The following is a 17,693-nucleotide window of genomic DNA, read 5'->3' as shown; positions in this document are numbered from 1 at the left end:
CTCCTTTGGCTTATTATTTTGGAACGGTAGGGAGGATGATCGTTGCAGTTGTTCCGCTCCCCTCTACACTTTCTAGCCCAATTTGAGCATGTATAGCTTGTGCAATTCCTGTAGCCAATGATAAGCCTAGCCCAGCCCCACCTTCCTGGCGGCTTCTGGCTTCATCCACACGATAGAAGCGGTCGAATACTTTAGATAACTTTTCTTTCGGGATTCCAATTCCTTGATCTGTGATTCTTATGCAGGGTTGAGCTGTACCGCCTATCGTATCAATCATCAGGTGTATCGGCTCGTCACTGTATTTGCGTGCATTATCCAAAAAGATAAATAGGAGCTGCTTCAACTTATTTTCATCGGTATAGCCAATGCAGTCTGTCTGTACATCCAGTTGAATTTGTCGGGCGAACGCATTTTCAAATGTAGCTTTTAATTCTGTCGCTATTCTGGTCAGGCGTACAGGCTCCAGCACGACATTCCATTGTTCTTCGTTTCTGGCCAACAGAAGAAGCTGCTCTGCCATGTCCTTCATTCGAATCGCCTCGGAATGGATCGCTTCAACGGATTCGGCGAAAATGTTGGGATGCTGCAACCCCCGCCGTTTGAGCAGGCTGGCATAACTTTCAATAATGGTGAGCGGTGTCTTCAATTCATGGGACGCGTTAGATACAAATTGTTCTTGCCGGACGAAATTCCGCTCCAGCAGTTCAATCATGTCATTAAACGTTTCACCCATTTCGACCAGTTCGTCGCGTGATGACGAATTGAGCGGAAGACGTTTAAATTTCCCGCTACGCTGAATCTCTTTCATCGTACTAATCATAGATGTGATTGGACGTGTGATCAGTCTGCCGAGCAGTCTTCCCGATACCACGACAGGAATGAGCGCAATTCCAGTGACAGCAACAAGTACGATTCTGAGTACCTGTAGCGTCTGCATCGTTGGTTGCAGACTTTCGATCACCTGGAGATTGACAACCTCACCATTGGTCCAAATCATGGGGACCGATACAAGAATGTAACGGTTGCTTTCATAGGTAATCATGCGAACCTGCCGTGTTTCATCAAAAACGCCCTTCATCAAGCTGAGAGACTGCTCGGAAGAAGAGGTGATAGGGGGAAGAAAATCGCCTTCCGGCCTCATCAGCCGAAGCATGCCATCCAGCGGTACATAGGCTCGGAGAAGGTCCTCTGCGGCTACGGATACCGAAGCGCGTTGAATGCCGCGAATTATGTTCTCTGCTGCGGCCTCTACCTGGTCTTTTCGACTGTCTATCGAAAGTTGGCTGAATAGGAAATAGATCGAAAAATTAATGGCTACAAGTAAGACCGCGAATAATAACGAGGTGTACGTATGGATTTTGTTTTGTAGCTTCATAAAGATTCCTTCAGTACATAACCAATTCCGCGTACAGTATGGATCAGCTCAGGGAGCTGGCGCGTAGGGTCGATTTTATTGCGCACGTAGCGAATATACACATCGACCACATTGGTATCGCCCATATAATCTATGCCCCATACATTCTCCAGTAATTGTTCACGGCTAAGTACCTGCCGCTGATGTCTGAGTAAATGAACGAGCAAGTCAAATTCTCGCGGTGTAAGCTCAATGTTGTGCTCTCCTCGAAGAACTTCACGAGTACCTTCATGGAGACGTAAATCCCCGGCACTAAGCCATTTATCTACCACATGTGGAGCCATATCTTTTGCTGCACCCACTCTGAGTGCGGCCCGTACACGTGCAAGCAGCTCTTCGATCACAAACGGTTTGGTAACATAATCATTGGCTCCCAAATCGAGTCCCTCGACCTTATCTGCAATGGAACTTTTAGCCGTCAGCAAAATGACAGGAACGTTCGCATCATGCTTACGAATCCTCCGAAGTAGCTCGATGCCATTGAGACCGGGAATCATAATATCCAGCAACACTAAATCCCAATTACCTTTGCAATACGTCTCCAGCCCATCAATTCCGTTTTTTTCTTTACATACTTGATAGCCTTCAAATTGAAGTTCGATCTCTAGAAGCCGGGCAATCTTTTCTTCGTCTTCTACGATCAAAATAGATTGTTTCATGATCATGCCCTCCTGTAGGCGAATAGCCGATACGGAAGTATTTTAGCATATACGGACAGGTAAGACACTTCAAAGCGCACGGCAGTGAGGGAAGAGATATTTATGATGTGTTATATTTCTTGACATTAAAAAGGGATAAAATGTAATAATAGCGCTATGATTTTGTTTTTTTATCCTTTATGCACAACAAACAAGCCTTTGTTTTGGTCAGGACGAACATTGTTTATGTGAGGAAAGTTGCAGTAACATAAGTTAAAACTATTCACCAGAACCGAAATAAGGGCAGACCGCGGGCTTGCCCTTTGTCGCCAGGAGCGTAAAATAAAATGAAGCGAAAGCAGGGATTCAAAATGCATAAGCTTGGGATGATTACGATTGGGCAAGCCCCACGGTCAGATGTTGCCCCTATCGTAGAAAGGACGTTGGAAGGACGGGCAGAGCTGGTACAGGCCGGTGCGCTGGATGGGCTCTCATTGGACTATATACAACAGCATCTATCACCGTCACCAGGAGAATATGTATTAACCTCGCGCTTGACGACCGGGGAGTCGGTGGTCATTTCACGCGAAAAAATCCAGCCACTGCTCCAAGACAAAATCACACGTTTGGAGGAGCAAGGCATACGTACTATTTTGCTACTCTGTACCGGTGTGTTTCCTGGATTGCATACCCGAAGCGCTTTTCTAATTGAGCCAGATCATGTGCTTCCCCCTGTACTAAAGGCCATATCCAGCGGAAGAAGACTGGGTCTCATTGGACCGCTCGAAGAACAGAAGAACAACCTCAAGCTTAAATTCAGTCCTTATGGTTTGAATCCAGAGTTTGCGGCGGCCTCGCCTTACAGTGGCAGTGAGGAAGAATTTTGCCGAGCAGCTGGACAGTTCAAGAATCAAGCCGATCTGATCGTGCTGGATTGCATGGGCTATACGGAAACGCATCGAGAGCTAGCGGCGCATTACTCAGGGATTCCCGTTGTATTGTCCAATGCCTTGATTGGCAAACTGGTATCGGAAATGGTGTAAGGAGCAAAAAATTGGAGGTAAGAACTATGAGTCAACAACGTATTGAAATCAGTAAAAATGTATTGCAAAAATGTTTGGGACTTACCGCTGGGGAGACGCTTCTGGTCGTAACCGACGATGATAAAAAAGAATTGGGCGAGTCCATATATGAAGCTGGCAAGGCACTGGGGGCAGAAGCAGCTATTTTGACGATGAAGGTTCGCTCCAAATCGGGCGAGGAGCCTCCGGCCCCTGTTGCCGAAGCCATGCTTCGCTCCAACGTTGTTGTATGTGTCACTCGGTATTCGCTGACACATACAAGTGCCCGCAAGCAAGCCGCAGCTGCTGGAGCACGCCTAGCGACCATGCCTGGCATGACAGACGATATGTTCATGAATGGAGCAATTGCTGCTGATTATCCGAAGGTCAAGGCGCTGACCGAAGAGGTGACCGCATTGCTGACTGCTGCCAAGCAGGTACGGATTGAAAAGGATGGATATAGCCTGAACTTTACCATAGAAGGGCGCAACGGTGTTCCCAGCACAGGTATGTATTTGAATCCTGGCGAATCGGGGAACCTGCCTTCCGGTGAAGCGTATATTGCTCCGCTGGAAGGAACGGCACAGGGTCAGATTGTGGTGGACGGTTCCGTCGCAGGAATCGGTGCCTTAAAAGAGCCGCTGCTGCTGACGGTGCAAAATGGCAGATTGATCGCCGCAGAAGGGGAAGCCGGACAGTCCCTGTTGGATATGCTCGGCGAAGGCGATGGTAGAATGCTGGCTGAATTTGGTATTGGAACGAATGATAAAGCCCGCATTACAGGTGTTGTGTTAGAAGACGAGAAAGTATATGGCACGATTCATGTCGCCTTTGGCAGCAATAATACCTTCGGGGGAACTGTCGCTGCGGGTGTACATATTGACGGAGTCGTACAAAAACCAGATGTATATCTGGATGATCGTCTGATTATGAAGGTTGGTCAGTTGCTAGAGAGATAAAGGGAGAAGGGAGGAAGTTATCATGCTTGGAATGATCAGAGTGCTTACCATGCAGGACAAAGTAGCTATCGACCTTCATGGCCGGGTCATTGAGCAGCGCTACGGATTGCCTGTCACCAGTGTATGTATCCCCGATCAGCCGAAAGGAATCTACGATGATATCACAGACCGGGAAGCGGTGCCTAAAATTGTGCTCGCGGCGCAACAACTCGTTGAACAAGGTTGTACGTCTATCGGTATTAGCTGCGCGGCTGATCCAGCGCTAGAGGAAACTCGTCAGGCTGTATCTGTACCTGTATACGGGGCGGGGTCCTGTGCGGCACTCTTGGCTCTGACATCGGCCAGCCGTGTAGGCGTGTTGACCATTTTGGAGGAGGCTCCGCCGCTGATTCGCCGCATTTTAGGCAGTTCCTATATCGGTACAGAGCGTCCCATAGGTGTGCAGACGACACTGGACTTGAACACTCCACAAGGTAAAGAGGCAGCTATGGCAGCAGCGTTGCGGCTTCAGGAAAAGGGGGCTGAGGTCATCGTACTTGCCTGCACAGGTTTTGTAACGATGAACTTTGCGCCAGAGCTGGAGCGTACACTAGGGATTCGGGCTATTGACCCGATTGTGGCGTTGGGTGCAGCCGTTTCGGTACGCTAGCAGCCACTTCGTGTGGGGAACAAGCAGGATAGTTCTTAAACCTCATTATAAATAGTTGAATATTAAAATAAACCGCCTTTTCCAGAAAAGGGCGGTTTATTAAGGTTCCATTGAGCTCCTAAAGATAGGAATAGGCTGGTGTGGATAGACTTGACCAAGCGGTAAAAGGTTTTGTTTTGTACACTTTTTTGGTACACTATCCTGAAAATTAGATGAGCTAAGGATTTTGCAAAATAAATAGCAGGGTGGTCTGTCTTTATGAAAATACCGGGTGTAACAGTTCAAGAGCTCTTGGCAATACCCGTGTTGAAGGAGGCGAAGGTATTAAGCGGAGAACAAGGGCTAAGCCGGGTTGTCCGGTTTATTGACATTATGGAAGTCCCTGACCTGAAAGGCTGGGTCCGGGAAGGTGTATTGTTGATGACAACGGCTTATTCGATCCGTCATGAGCCTGAGGTATTGTGTCAAATTATTCAATTACTGCATCAGGGCGGAGCGGCGGCGCTTGTGATCAAGCCTACCCGCTTTCTCACGGGAATTCCCCACAGTGCGCTGGAAGAAAGCAATGCCTGCGGCCTTCCTGTGATTGAGATTCCAGCTGATATTCCTTATACGGATATTACGCAGCGTGTCATGGATATGGTGTTGAACCGACAGGCAGAGCTGCTGCGACGTTCGGAAGAAATCTATCGAACGTTAACGACGATGGTGCTGGAAAACAGTGGCATACAGGCTGTAAGCGATAATATAGCAGAGCTTTTTAAAGCTCCGGTTGCTTTGATTGATAATGGAGGTCAAGCCATTGTCACTTCACCACAAGAATGGGATTGGACGATGGTACAAGATGCTCGTCATTTTCCCATTAGCGTGGATAAACGTACAGTTGCCAAGTTGGTCATTGCCCGCAATGAGCTGGATGATATGGAGCAGGTTGGTATTGAGCAGGCACGGCTGGTGATGGCGTTGGAATTAATGCGTGAAAAGGCGGTAGAAGATACGGAAAGCCGACTACGGGGGAACTTTATAGATGAGCTAATGACACCTCCGTTGCCGTTGCGGCATGAGGTTGAGCGGAGAGGTCGTCAATTGGGATTCAATCCGGAATATGACTGGGAGGTGGCTGTACTGGAAAGTGCTGCGGCTCCGCCAGAAGAGATTCTTTCTGGGCTACTGAGTATGGAATCGACCCGACGGCGTGTGGTGTCTCATATTGAGTTTCGTTCAAATCGGGCGATATTATTTCTGCCAACTCTTCAGCAGAATGATCACCAGAATGTACCTGGCTCTGATCAGGAAATGTCCTGGAGTGATACGCTGAAAAACTGGTCGACTGAAAAAGCCTGGGGTACCGCCGATTATTATTTAGGCATCGGAAGTGCCAAAAAGTTATGGGAGCTGCTGCAAAGCTACAATGAGGCACGTCGTGCCATTACTGTAGCTCAGCGACTGTATCCTGATAAACGTGTATGCAAATACAGCGATATAGAGATGCACTATATGCTTGGAGAAGCGATGGACAAAGAGGAATTTTCAAATTTATTTGAACGCAAGCTGGGGAGACTTCAGCAATATGATCGCTCACATGGCAGTGACTTACTCAAAACGTTATTTTATTATTTGGAAAACAGGGGCAGTCTGGTAGATACAGCCAATTATCTTTTTATACATCGTAACTCAGTAAAATACAGATTAGAACGGATACGCGACATGACAGATTTTGATCTTAACGATCCACGTGAGCAGTTTATATGTCATACATGTCTGATTCATTATTATTTGCGGGAACATAGGTAGCTGGAGCGGTTTTTTTATGCAGGGAGGGCAGGACATGGATAAAAAAATACTGATAGCGGACGATGAGGCGAGCATTCGAAATGCGCTGGCTTATGCATTAAAGCGAGAGGGTTTTTTGGTGGAAACGGCCGTTGACGGGGAGGACGCTTTGGAAAAAGTGCGTTTGTTCCATCCGGATGTGCTCATACTGGATGTGATGATGCCCAAACTGGGTGGATATGAGGTGTGCCGCCGTTTGGAAAGTCGGAAGGGCATCGGTATTTTACTGCTGACGGCCAAAAACGATATCGTTGATAAGGTACTCGGGCTGGAGCTGGGTGCGGACGATTTTATGAGCAAACCGTTTGACCTAAGGGAGCTGCTCGCTCGTATTAAAGCATTGGTACGGAGATTGGAGCGAGAAGGAGCGCCTGCGCCGGAAGGAACAGAAATGGTACTCGGCCCATTACGGGTACGTCCGTCCAGCCGAACAGCTGAACTTGGAGCCATAGCGCTGGATCTGACCCCCAAGGAGTTTGATGTGCTGGCGCTGTTGGTGTCTCATGCCGGGAGGGTATATACACGGGACGAGCTGCTGGAGCAGGTATGGAGCTTCGATTATGTGGGCGGAACACGGACGGTGGATATTCATATCCAGCGCTTGCGCAAGAAGCTCGAGCCACACCAGGCGATATTGCAGACCGTGTATGGTATCGGCTATAAGGCAGAGAAAATGACGTGAACGAACATCATTCACTCCATCAGCAAGAAAGCTTGCGGTCCACCGACCAACAGAAGCGCAAACGCAACCCTACAGGCTTGAGCCTGCGTTGGAAATTTCCGCTGGTACTGGCGGCTTTGCTGCTTTTTACTGTCGGTGTGCTGAGCTGGCTTGTGCTTACTGGCATTCGTGCTAACCAGACAGACCAAATGGAACGCAGCTTAAAGCGTCAGGCCGAAATTGTAGAAATGCGTGTAAAACAGTCTTACCTGTTGGGAGTGCGCCAATCACCGGAAGACTTTATGAAGAAGCAGGCACCTCAACTCGCAGTGGAACTGGGCATATCCAGTAATATGCGCGTTATTTTATATGATGGTCAGGGGCATGAGGTTGGCAATTCTCTACCGCTGGCTTTTAGAACAGATGTCAGCCAGGCGCTCTCCTATGCGATCCAAGGCAAAATTGCGTATATTACGGAAGGAAGCGCAATCACTTATTTGGCTCCGCTTCAAGGTCCAGACGGCTTACTGGGAGTGGTACAGCTTCACAGCTCAACAGAAGCGCAGCAGCAGTTCTACGGGGCCATTGCCCACTTGTTTTTATGGACGGGGGGTGCGGTGCTGGTATTGAGCTTTATTTTGGGTTTAGGCTATGTCAGCCGCCAGACGAGGGACATCGGACGACTGACTCGTGCTTCCGAACAGATATCGGCAGGGCATTATCCGGAAGCCAGACTGCTGCGTCGGCAGGATGAACTGGGAAGACTGGATGAAGGAATGCTCCAAATGAGTCATGTGATCCGGAAGAGCATTACGGCGCTGGAAAACGAAAAGCTCCGGCTGGAAGAAGCGGTTCAGCGTTTGAGAGAGCTGGAGCAACAGCAAAAATCTTTTATTGGAAATATCAGCCATGAACTAAAGACCCCATTAACCTCTATTCAAGCTTATGCTGATTTATTGGATATGTATGGGGATGATCCTGAACTGGTGCGTGAAGCGAGAGAAAGCATCAGCAAGGAAACAAAACGGTTGTACGAGCTTGTCGAGGACTCGCTGCGGCTATCTGTGCTGGATAAATATGATTTTGAATTGCATACAGAGGCTGTGGAACTGCATTCGTTACTGGAAGATGCAGGGAGCCGTATTCGAGGAAAAGCGGCAGCGCGTAGACTGAATTTTTCGATAGATGTCGTTCCTGCCCAGGTGTGGGGAGACCCTAAGCATCTGATGCATATTGTACTGAATTTGCTGGATAATGCAGTGAAGTACAATCGGGACGGTGGATGGATTACGTTATCGAATCGGGTAGAACAGGACACTGTGATGGTGTATGTACGTAATTCCGGTCCATGGATTCCTAGGAAGAAATGGGACATGATTTTTGAGCCGTTCGCTACCTTAAGTCGTGATCGATCTCGTCAGGACAGCGGTACGGGACTCGGTCTTCCTCTGGCGCGCAGACTGGCGGAGCGCATGGGGGGAGAGTTGCAGCTTACAGCTTCAGATCATGGTGGGTTGGAAAATGGCAACGGCCATACGAATGTAAGTGGTAATGAATTTTCGCTTAGACTTCCCCTCTTGGTTCACGATAGCTCCCTGTAAACGGCCGATTGTTAGCACTGGGCTAGAATGGTGTCTTGTTTACAACTTGGAAACAATTCGATGTATTCATGAGATGTTCGGGCATTAAACTGGGGGTATCGTTAACAAGGAGGCCGTTGTACATGATAAAGAAAAACATAGACAGCTATGGGCAAAAGAACGGCTCCTCTCATCGCGAAGATTCCCGTACAAGAGTTTTCAGACAGAAAGCCACGGGGGTGCTCATGATCGGCTTAATCGCCGGGGGATTGCTCAGTGGTTGCGGCATGAAGAGCGCAGGAGAGACAAATCCAGCATTCGGTATGAAACCGGGCCAACAGCTTACTGTGATTGACACGGATGCACCCCAGAAGCAAGTAACGGACGAACTGGTGGTATCGTCTATCGACAGGCTGGGGGATGTCTACGCGAGGTCTTGGCTGAGCGACGAAGAGCTGATTGTGGAGCGTAAAACCCAGCTGTGGATTCATAATGTAGAGACAGACAAGGAGCGGATTTTAACACCAGGTCGTAAGGCTCCACAGTTACTTGCTGTGGTATCACCGGATCAGCGCCATGTCTTTTTTACTGAAGGTAGCATCAGCAGCAAATATGATATTCAGGGCTACATTTTGGAACTAAGCAGTGGTAAGGTTACATCGATTGGCAAGCTGGATATGACTAACGAAGTGAGCTGGAGCGATGAGAATGATCTCATTACAGGCACACCGGATGGTAAAATCCAGCTGATTGGTCTGGACGGCAAAGCTGAAGAATTGAGTTTTCAAGATCCGAATCGCTCTGAATTGATGTCTCATGTCGAAAAAGTGGGTAACGCCATATTTTATACAGGCAGTGATAAACAAGGGTATCCGGTGCTGAATCGGTTCACCCTCAATCATCCTCAGGCTGTGACCATTGCAGAGGGTGCCATGTCCTTTGCCGTGTCGCCTGACGGTAAGTCTATTGCCATTGAAAAGCGGAAATGGAATACATCCGAACCAGCCCGTATGATCATTTTGGATGAACAGGGCAAAGAGAAGGGAATCGTCGGTCAAGGTACTTTAATGAGCCGTGGAAGCTGGTCCAGCGACGGGTCAAAGCTTGCTTTTTCCATTTATGATGAGGATCAGCAAGGCATGAGAGGGCTGTATGTGTTTGACCAGTCCACGGGTAAAACCACTCCGGTTACGACCGATATCCAATCCTATGACAGCCCAACGGTATGGAGCCCATCCGCCCGGTTTTTATCCATGTACCAGAACATTTCGGAAGGTGGAAAACAGCTCAATCAAAGCTACATCGTCGAATTTAAGAGGAAGTAGTTTCTGGATTCAGTCGTACACGAGGCTCATCGTTGACAAGGAAATCGTACCAGCGGTTGCGAAACCGAACCTGAGGTCCATCAGCGGGGACGTGTGCCTCCATTCGCAGAGCTTCTGGGATTGGACGCGGATGCTGACTTTCCACCACGGCCCGATCCTCTTCCAGCACCTTGCCACTGTATCTGGAGAAAATATGGCTCATGCCCGGTACAAATTTGGCAAAATTACGTCCAGCCAGTCCGTAGATGGCCGTTAACTCTTGCTCAATCGGAGTGAAAGTGACGAAATTAATAAACTTGCTGCGTCCTTCCTTGGCGGGAGTCAAAATCCATTGCTGTGGAAAGGTATATTGTAATAGTCCATTCCCGTTTTTCACCCGAATATGATTATCATCCGCTTCAAACTCGATATGAATGTCGGTGGAGGATTTTTTACCGATCGTTTTGTTATGGACAATTGGCAAATGAGCGACATCCAGCACGCTCTCCACAACTCTCGTCAGATGTGCCTTCCACACTGAATCGTAGGGAGACAAAATGAGAGAGGGGTCCTCCAGCTCGGGGAAAATCTCCAGAGGAGGTGGGGATGTGGATGTTCCCAACCCTGAGTTTATCTCATACTTTGAGCCAACGGCCTGAGGATATACCCACAGCAGGCCGGCTTTTTCAATCGCGGGACAGGCATAGGTATGAGCAAACTCAGGAATAGCCCGTCCCGGATGTGCCGGAATATCCACACACTGTCCACTCTCATCGAAAGACCATGCATGATATGGGCATGTGATGTGCCCGTTTTGACAATAGCCGAGCGACAAATCAGCTCCTCAGTGCGGGCAATAAGCATGGATGGCATGTACCTGACGATGATCATCACGGTACAGGACAATATCTTTGCCAAGCAGTCGCTTTTTAAGCGGTTTATTTTTTAGTTCCTTGGACCAGCCAACGGCGTACCAGGCGATCGGGAATACCTGCTGATCACTTTCACGAACTTCACGAAAGCTGGGATGGATGTTCATCTATATCAACGCTCCTCGTTCTGCTTCTCAACTATGACCCGTGGGTCATTTATCATATTAGTATAATACACCCCTGATCCAAAACGAAACAGGCGTCCTGAAATTGGCAAGAAATGAAGGTCGCTTAAGGTTGTATGAAATAGTAAAAAAAGGCGCATATCCTTTTTAGGAATGCACCTTTTTTTAATTAGGCTGGCTATTTGATTTTGTATGACTATACAAACTTACGATGATGTTTCTTACCGTCATATGAGAATAAGGCGAGCTTACCCTCAATCAATGTTTCCAAATGAACGGTGCGCCCCCACAGCTGATATACATACGGAAGTGTGCGCTCCATATATTTTAAATCCAGCTCAATGCCTTCGTACTGGTGCTTGAGCTTCAACTCGCCCGTATGCAGGTAATCTCCATCCTCGACGACGATATAAGGGGAGCCTCCATTCACACGTGAAAACACGAGCTGATCCCGTATGTTTTCCCAAGATTTATCGGTAATTTTCCAATCGGGTCCCCGTTTCTCAAACACGTACAGATCCAAATCCTCTGTCAGTTTCTTGGTCATGTAATTGCGTATAAAAGAGGTGTCTGAGTCGAACTCTCGTACCTCGAACATTTTAGCTCGACCCTCGCCCGGTTTGCGTCCTTGTCGCTCTTGCTCCTCACGGGTTGGGTTATCCCATCGTTTTTCAATATCCTCAAATATTTTCAGCCCCAAATAGTACGGGTTCAAGCTTTGCTTGGAAGGCTGTACGACAGAAGCGTTCAGCATTGCAAATTCAACGGTTTCCTCCCCGGTCAAATCCAGTTCCCTTACAATCCGCTGGTGCCAATAGGAGGCCCAGCCTTCATTCATGATTTTGGTCTCCATTTGGGGCCAGAAATACAGCATTTCGTCCCGCAGCATCGTCATAATATCCCGCTGCCAGTCCTCCAGCACCTCCGAGAATTCCTGAATAAACCAGACGATATCTTTTTCAGGTTCCGGCGGGAACTGGCGTATCTTGATGCCCTCGGTTTCGGCCGGATCATGCTGCTTCACTGTGTCCAGTGACCACAGATCATCGTAAGGCCCAGGGGGGCGCTGGCGTTTGCCAGGTTCTTTCTGCTCCCGAATTTTGAGCTCCATGTAGCGCTGTTTATCCAGATGCCTTGGTTTGATAATCTGTGGATCCACATGCTCTTGTATCGCCAGTACTGAGTCAATGAAGGATTCCACAGCCTTTGAACCGTATTCCATTTCATAGCTGTTGATTCGATCTGCTGTGGCCGACATACTCTCTACCATATTGCGATTAGAAGCTGAGAAGCGGGCGTTGTGTTTGAAAAAATCACAGTGTGCCAGTACATGAGCGACAATTAGTTTATTTTGCACCAAAGAATTTCCTTCCAGCAGGAAGGCGTAGCAGGGATTGGAGTTAATGACCAGCTCATAGATTTTACTCAATCCAAAATCGTACTGCATTTTCATCTTGTGAAACGTTTTTCCGAAACTCCAGTGGCTGAAGCGCGTGGGCATACCATAGGCTCCGAACGTGTATACAATATCCGCCGGACAAATCTCATACCGCATCGGGTAGTAGTCGAGCCCGAATCCATCGGCAATCTCCATAATTTCTGATATCGCATATTCTAGCTCCTTCTGGTCGGTACTCATCCCACCGATCCCCCTTCCCGTTTGCGAAAAAAGGTACGTAAGGCTTGGTATACCTCACCTTTTTCCTTGATGACATAGTACATAAACTGATCCTTTTTAATATTCTTGTAGGCTGACATCAGCGTGCTGCTGCGATTATATTGATTCACTTCCCCATAGCCGAACATATTGCTCCGCTTTATAAGTTCCTCGATTAGCTTCACACACCGCTCATTGTCCGAGGTCAGATTATCACCATCCGAGAAATGGAAGGGATAAATATTGTAGCTGGAAGGAGGATATCGTTTGTCGATAATCTCCAGTGCTTTCAAATAAGCGGAAGAGCAGATCGTGCCGCCACTTTCTCCGCGGGTAAAAAATTCTTCCTCCGTAACCTCTTTAGCCTCGGTATGATGCGCGAGAAAGACAATTTCCACCTTTTCATACTGACGGCGCAAAAAGCGGGTCATCCAGAAAAAGAAGCTGCGAGCGCAATATTTTTCAAAAGAGCCCATCGAGCCTGATGTGTCCATCATGGCTATAATCACCGCGTTGGATTGAGGAATAGTCTTCTCTTCCCATGTTTTGTAGCGAAGATCGTCCGGACTAATATGATGAATGCCCGGTTTCCCTTCACGGGCGTTGCGGCGCAGATTTTCGAGAATGGTTCGTTTCTTGTCAATGTTCGCTTGCATGCCTTTTTTGCGTATATCATTGAACACGATAGATTCAACCTCAATTTGATCCTTATCTTTTTGCTGTAAATTCGGTAATTCCATTTCCTCGAACAGCATATCTTCCAGTTCTTCTATGCTGACTTCCGTTTCCATAATATCGTGTCCCGGCTGGTCGCCGGCTTTCTCACCTTTACCAGGCTTCTGGGAGGCAGGATCACGTCCGATGACATCCCCCACCTGACTATCTCCATCCCCTTGGCCTACATGCTTTTGCTTTTGATAGTTATAAATGAAGCGATATTCATCCAGACTGCGAATCGGCACTTTAATAATCTGTTGACCGTCCGACATAATAATATTTTCTTCCGTTATCAGATCGGGTAGATTTTGCTTAATGACATCTTTGACCTTCTGCTGATGACGTTGCTGGTCCTGGTACCCTTTGCGATGCAGCGACCAATCTTCGCGGGATACGACGAATGAATATGGCTGGCGTGGTTCCGGCATTATTAGGCACCCCCCAAGTGGATACACGGCACAGTTTGGCCTTGTTGGTTATTAAGTATATTCACGGGGATGAACGATATGTGATGGAACTCGATTTTAATTCTGCCCGTTTGCTTTTATAATGAAAGTAAAAAATGTAAAAAAAGAATGGAGAACCTTGGGTTATGGAAGAAATTGCAGTACTTATAGTAGACGATGAGCAGGGACTGCGGGATATGCTGACAACGGTGTTAAAAAAAGAAGGGTTCCTTCAAGTCAAGCATGCTGCAACAGGTCGGGAAGCGCTGCAAGTCGTGATGGAATCGCATGTGGATGTGATTGTACTTGATGTTATGCTGCCTGATAACGATGGGTTTGAGGTATGTCGCCAAATGCGTCTATATACGGATGCCCCTATTCTTTTTTTGACGGCAAGGGATACAGACCTAGACAAATTAATGGGGTTTGGTATCGGAGGGGATGACTATATTACCAAACCGTTTAACCCACTGGAAGTCGTTGCCCGTATGAAGGCTCGAATGAAATATCGGAAAGTTTCGACAGTGGCCATGAAACCGACCTTACGAACTTTAGATTTTGGATATTTCCGACTGGAACTGGAATCCGGTGTGTTGTTTGTGGAGGACAAGCAGGTCGAGTGTCCGGCACGTGAATGGCTACTGCTGGTATTTTTGTGCAAGCATCCTAATCGTATTTTCAGTGTCCGGCAGCTTTACGAGGCGATATGGAGCGAGGCCTTCTTGGGTGATGAGAAGACTGTAGTGATTCATATCTCCCGTTTGCGGAAAAAAATTGAACCTGATCCCAAGCACCCCCAATTTTTAATCAATGTAAGAGGACTTGGTTATAAAATGATGATGTCAGTCAAGATGGAGGAGCAAGAATGAACTCTCTGGTTAAGATGTCCTTTCGTTTTATGAAAGTAACGTTATGCTTTGTACTGGCCTATGTCCTATGTTTTGTTATTTGCACGATCTTATATATTTTTATAAAAAGTATATTTGGAGCATCTCAAAATATAAATATTGATCTATTCTGGACAGGACTTGGTATCGTGCAGAGTGTTGTGTTCATAGCTGCCTACGGATGGTATATAGGCAAACCTTTGGTGTATGTAATTAAATGGATTGGAAATATTGCGACGGGGGAATTCCAAGCACCGCTAAGTGAACTGGAACTGCCGGAGGGCAAAAAGAATCAGAAAAATAGTTATAAACCTCCGTATCAATTGTATAAAGAAGTTTTTGAACAAATGAGCATCTTATCGGCACAATTGCGCAGCAATGAGGAAGAGAGAGTGGAAATAGAGAAACGAAAACAGCAGTGGGTAGCAGGTGTAAGCCATGATCTCAAAACACCATTATCTTATATTGAGGGATATGCGGCCATGCTGACTGCTCAAGAGTATGACTGGTCTGATGAAGAAAGAAGAAGCTTTAGTATGAGTATCAGTGAGAAAGTGACTGAAATGAAGCAGTTGATTCAGGATTTGAATGCTTCTATGCAGCTTAAGGAAAGTCCATTGCCAATCCAATTGGAGAAGGAGGACATTGTGGAGTTTCTCCGTAGTGCGGTCATAGATATTGCTAACCATCCTTCGGCCGAGCAATACGAATTTTCTTTTACGTCCATGGAGGCGGCTTGTATTATGTCCTTCGATAGCAAGTTATTAGGCAGAGCGCTGCAGAATTTTTTGATTAACGCAATCATTCATAATCCTCCAGGTACACACGTTTCCATGGAAGTAAACAAAGCGAACGATAAGCTTCTTATTTCTATCGAAGATGACGGAATAGGAATGAATCCCAATAAGTTCATGCAGGTATCTCACTCCCAAGGGCATGGAATACCTATTGCCAAAAGCTTTATTGAAGCGCATAACGGAACACTTCATATCCTTCCAGGCAGTAAAGCGGGTACAAGGATGGAGATTTCACTGCCGCTAAACATCTAACTTTTTAACATCTAACCTCACATTTTGGAGTTCGCTCGATTTTTTTGCCTGTTGTTTAGGGACTGTTTACCTGATGTTTACTTTACTTCAGTAAACTGTATGTAACTTAAGCTTCAGCATTAGAAGTCGAGAGGAGATCAGGAAATGTCTGAATATGTAATACATACACAGCAGCTAACTAGGCGTTTTGGAAAACGGGAATTTGTAAAACGAATAAATCTCCAGGTACCCGGACAGCAGATTTATGGATTTTTAGGACCTAATGGGGCGGGTAAAACAACCACGATTCGTATGCTGCTTGGGCTGATTAAATCCACATCCGGAGAAATTGAGATTTTCGGGAAAAAGCTAAAGGATCAGCGTATGGAAATATTGAAGGATATTGGCTCCTTGGTTGAATCACCTGCCTATTATGCCCATTTATCTGCATATCGAAATTTGGAAATCGTTACAACCATGCGTGGACTGCCGACCCGAAGGATTCATGAAGTGCTGGATTTAGTGAGATTAAGCAAGGATGCGTATCGTCCGGTAAAGGGATATTCCTTGGGGATGCGACAAAGACTGGGGATTGCTATGGCGCTTATTGCGAACCCCAAATTATTGATACTTGATGAACCGACGAATGGTTTGGACCCGTCTGGTATTCAGGAAATTCGGGAGTTAATTATGAGCCTTCCTGGCGCTTACGGAATGACGGTACTGGTTTCGAGCCATTTATTAAGCGAAATTGAGCAGATTGCAACCTATGTAGGAATTATTAATCAGGGTGAAATGATTTTCCAGGGAACAATGAAGGAACTCACCGCCAAAAGCAAGCCTCAATTATTCATTGAAACCCCAGATCCTGTTCTGGCTGCCGGTGCACTGATTCAGCATGGATGGACGGCCGGAGCTGAATCAATTGAACAAAATGAGGTCGTGACTCCTATTGTAGATCGGCAACAATCTTCGGAGATGATCAAGGTGCTTGTGGAACACAATCATCCCATTTATCGGGTCACAGAGAAGAAAAAAACATTGGAGGAGATATTCCTGGAATTGACAGGTAAGGAGCGAAGCTTATGATACTCCGGGTTATAAAGGCAGAGGGGCTTAAGCTGAAGAAAATATGCTGGTGGATTCCTCTTATACAGGGGTGTGTACTTACAGGCATGACTGCCGTGGAATGGTATCTTTACTTTCGGCAAGGACCAGGAGGTGTCTATGCTGGTTTTGCCGTTATGTTTATGTTCCTTTCGTTTGTGATGCTGCTTGGCGGTACACTTTTGGCGAGCATTATGGCCGGTACAGAGCATGATACTCAAACATGGAAGCAGCTTATGGCCATGCCTGTTCCCAGAAGCTATATCTATTTATCCAAAATCGTATGGATCGTGATTCTGCAGTTGGGTACTGCCTTGATCACTGTAGCAGGTATGAGCCTCATCTGGGTGTTATATACAAACGAACCCATTCCTTGGCGGATCATGCTGTTACAGCCGATTAATGCAAGCTTGGCTACCCTACCAGTACTTGCAATTCAACTTTGGCTGTCTACGCTTTTCACTAATCAGGCATTCCCATTAGCGTTTGGTATATTCGGTTCTATTGCAAGCTTGTTTTTGGCACGCACAAGTATTCTGTGGATTAAAATATTGCCTTGGTCGTACCCTGCACTATCAAGTCCTCTGATGAAGGAACACATGATTTGGGTGATCGTTGCTTTAAGTGCGGGAGTCATCTTTACGGGACTTGGTACATTACAGTTTACCAAGCATGAATTCAAATAGAGAGGAGAA

General features: G+C 46.8%; 16 protein-coding genes and 1 pseudogene. 11 read left to right on the top strand and 6 right to left on the bottom strand.

The annotated features are described in order from the left end of the window. Positions 1-13 precede the first annotated feature (13 nt). Positions 14-1,375: a sensor histidine kinase gene (locus C1T21_RS10720; RefSeq protein ID WP_103048222.1), complete on the bottom strand. Its 1,362-nt coding sequence runs from the start codon at positions 1,373-1,375 to the stop codon at positions 14-16. Next, entirely contained in the window at positions 1,372-2,073 is a 702-nt protein-coding gene (locus C1T21_RS10715) for a response regulator transcription factor (protein WP_103048221.1), read from the bottom strand. Before C1T21_RS10715 ends, C1T21_RS10720 begins: the two co-directional genes overlap by 4 nt. A 326-nt stretch (positions 2,074-2,399) precedes the next feature. Between C1T21_RS10715 and C1T21_RS10710 the strand changes: the two genes are divergently transcribed. From C1T21_RS10710 to C1T21_RS10680, 7 genes are all read left to right on the top strand, one after another. Further along, entirely contained in the window at positions 2,400-3,095 is a 696-nt protein-coding gene (locus C1T21_RS10710) for an AroM family protein (RefSeq protein WP_103048220.1), read from the top strand. Positions 3,096-3,121: 26 nt separating this feature from the next. Further along, entirely contained in the window at positions 3,122-4,072 is a 951-nt protein-coding gene (locus C1T21_RS10705) for an aminopeptidase (RefSeq protein WP_103048219.1), read from the top strand. 22 nt (positions 4,073-4,094) lie between these two features. Next, the gene (locus tag C1T21_RS10700; RefSeq protein WP_103048218.1) at positions 4,095-4,721 is read left to right on the top strand and encodes an aspartate/glutamate racemase family protein; all 627 of its coding nucleotides are present in this window, start codon (positions 4,095-4,097) and stop codon (positions 4,719-4,721) included. A 258-nt stretch (positions 4,722-4,979) separates the two neighbouring features. After that, on the top strand, positions 4,980-6,515 hold the full coding sequence (locus C1T21_RS10695; RefSeq protein WP_103048217.1) for a PucR family transcriptional regulator: 1,536 nt from the start codon (positions 4,980-4,982) through the stop codon (positions 6,513-6,515). Between the two features lie 34 nt (positions 6,516-6,549). Next, entirely contained in the window at positions 6,550-7,236 is a 687-nt protein-coding gene (locus C1T21_RS10690) for a response regulator transcription factor (protein WP_025723943.1), read from the top strand. Continuing rightward, entirely contained in the window at positions 7,233-8,816 is a 1,584-nt protein-coding gene (locus tag C1T21_RS10685; protein ID WP_103048216.1) for a sensor histidine kinase, read from the top strand. Before C1T21_RS10690 ends, C1T21_RS10685 begins: the two co-directional genes overlap by 4 nt. A 122-nt stretch (positions 8,817-8,938) precedes the next feature. Next, positions 8,939-10,120: a TolB-like translocation protein gene (locus C1T21_RS10680; protein WP_103048215.1), complete on the top strand. Its 1,182-nt coding sequence runs from the start codon at positions 8,939-8,941 to the stop codon at positions 10,118-10,120. On the opposite strand, the gene C1T21_RS28320 is transcribed toward C1T21_RS10680, so the two are convergent. The 4 genes and pseudogenes from C1T21_RS28320 to yhbH form a co-directional block, all read right to left on the bottom strand. Next, positions 10,107-10,496: a hypothetical protein gene (locus C1T21_RS28320; RefSeq protein WP_308411639.1), complete on the bottom strand. Its 390-nt coding sequence runs from the start codon at positions 10,494-10,496 to the stop codon at positions 10,107-10,109. The genes C1T21_RS10680 and C1T21_RS28320 overlap by 14 nt on opposite strands. Before the next feature lie 348 nt (positions 10,497-10,844). After that, positions 10,845-11,138: pseudogene (locus C1T21_RS28315) on the bottom strand (Rieske 2Fe-2S domain-containing protein); the annotation flags it as partial. A 214-nt stretch (positions 11,139-11,352) separates the two neighbouring features. Then, positions 11,353-12,795 carry a SpoVR family protein gene (locus tag C1T21_RS10670; protein ID WP_103048214.1) on the bottom strand — a complete coding sequence of 481 codons (1,443 nt, stop codon included), beginning with the start codon at positions 12,793-12,795 and terminating at the stop codon, positions 11,353-11,355. Next, a complete protein-coding gene (gene yhbH / locus C1T21_RS10665) occupies positions 12,792-13,958 on the bottom strand; it encodes a sporulation protein YhbH (protein WP_023987828.1) in 1,167 nt (388 codons plus the stop codon). Before yhbH ends, C1T21_RS10670 begins: the two co-directional genes overlap by 4 nt. A 164-nt stretch (positions 13,959-14,122) precedes the next feature. Here yhbH and C1T21_RS10660 point away from each other — a divergent pair, with 164 nt between their 5' ends. From C1T21_RS10660 to C1T21_RS10645, 4 genes are all read left to right on the top strand, one after another. Continuing rightward, positions 14,123-14,845, top strand: coding sequence for a response regulator transcription factor (locus tag C1T21_RS10660; protein WP_103048213.1), 723 nt, complete (start codon positions 14,123-14,125; stop codon positions 14,843-14,845). Continuing rightward, entirely contained in the window at positions 14,842-15,912 is a 1,071-nt protein-coding gene (locus C1T21_RS10655; protein ID WP_103048212.1) for a sensor histidine kinase, read from the top strand. Before C1T21_RS10660 ends, C1T21_RS10655 begins: the two co-directional genes overlap by 4 nt. A 144-nt stretch (positions 15,913-16,056) precedes the next feature. Next, a complete protein-coding gene (locus C1T21_RS10650; RefSeq protein ID WP_103048211.1) occupies positions 16,057-16,980 on the top strand; it encodes an ABC transporter ATP-binding protein in 924 nt (307 codons plus the stop codon). Next, a complete protein-coding gene (locus C1T21_RS10645; RefSeq protein ID WP_023987832.1) occupies positions 16,977-17,684 on the top strand; it encodes an ABC transporter permease in 708 nt (235 codons plus the stop codon). Before C1T21_RS10650 ends, C1T21_RS10645 begins: the two co-directional genes overlap by 4 nt. Positions 17,685-17,693 lie beyond the last annotated feature (9 nt).

The organism is Paenibacillus sp. F4 (assembly GCF_002894905.1).
GTDB classification, from domain to species: Bacteria; Bacillota; Bacilli; order Paenibacillales; family Paenibacillaceae; genus Paenibacillus; species Paenibacillus polymyxa_B.
Note: the sequence above shows the minus strand (reverse complement) of the source record. Positions and strands in the feature narration are given on the sequence as shown.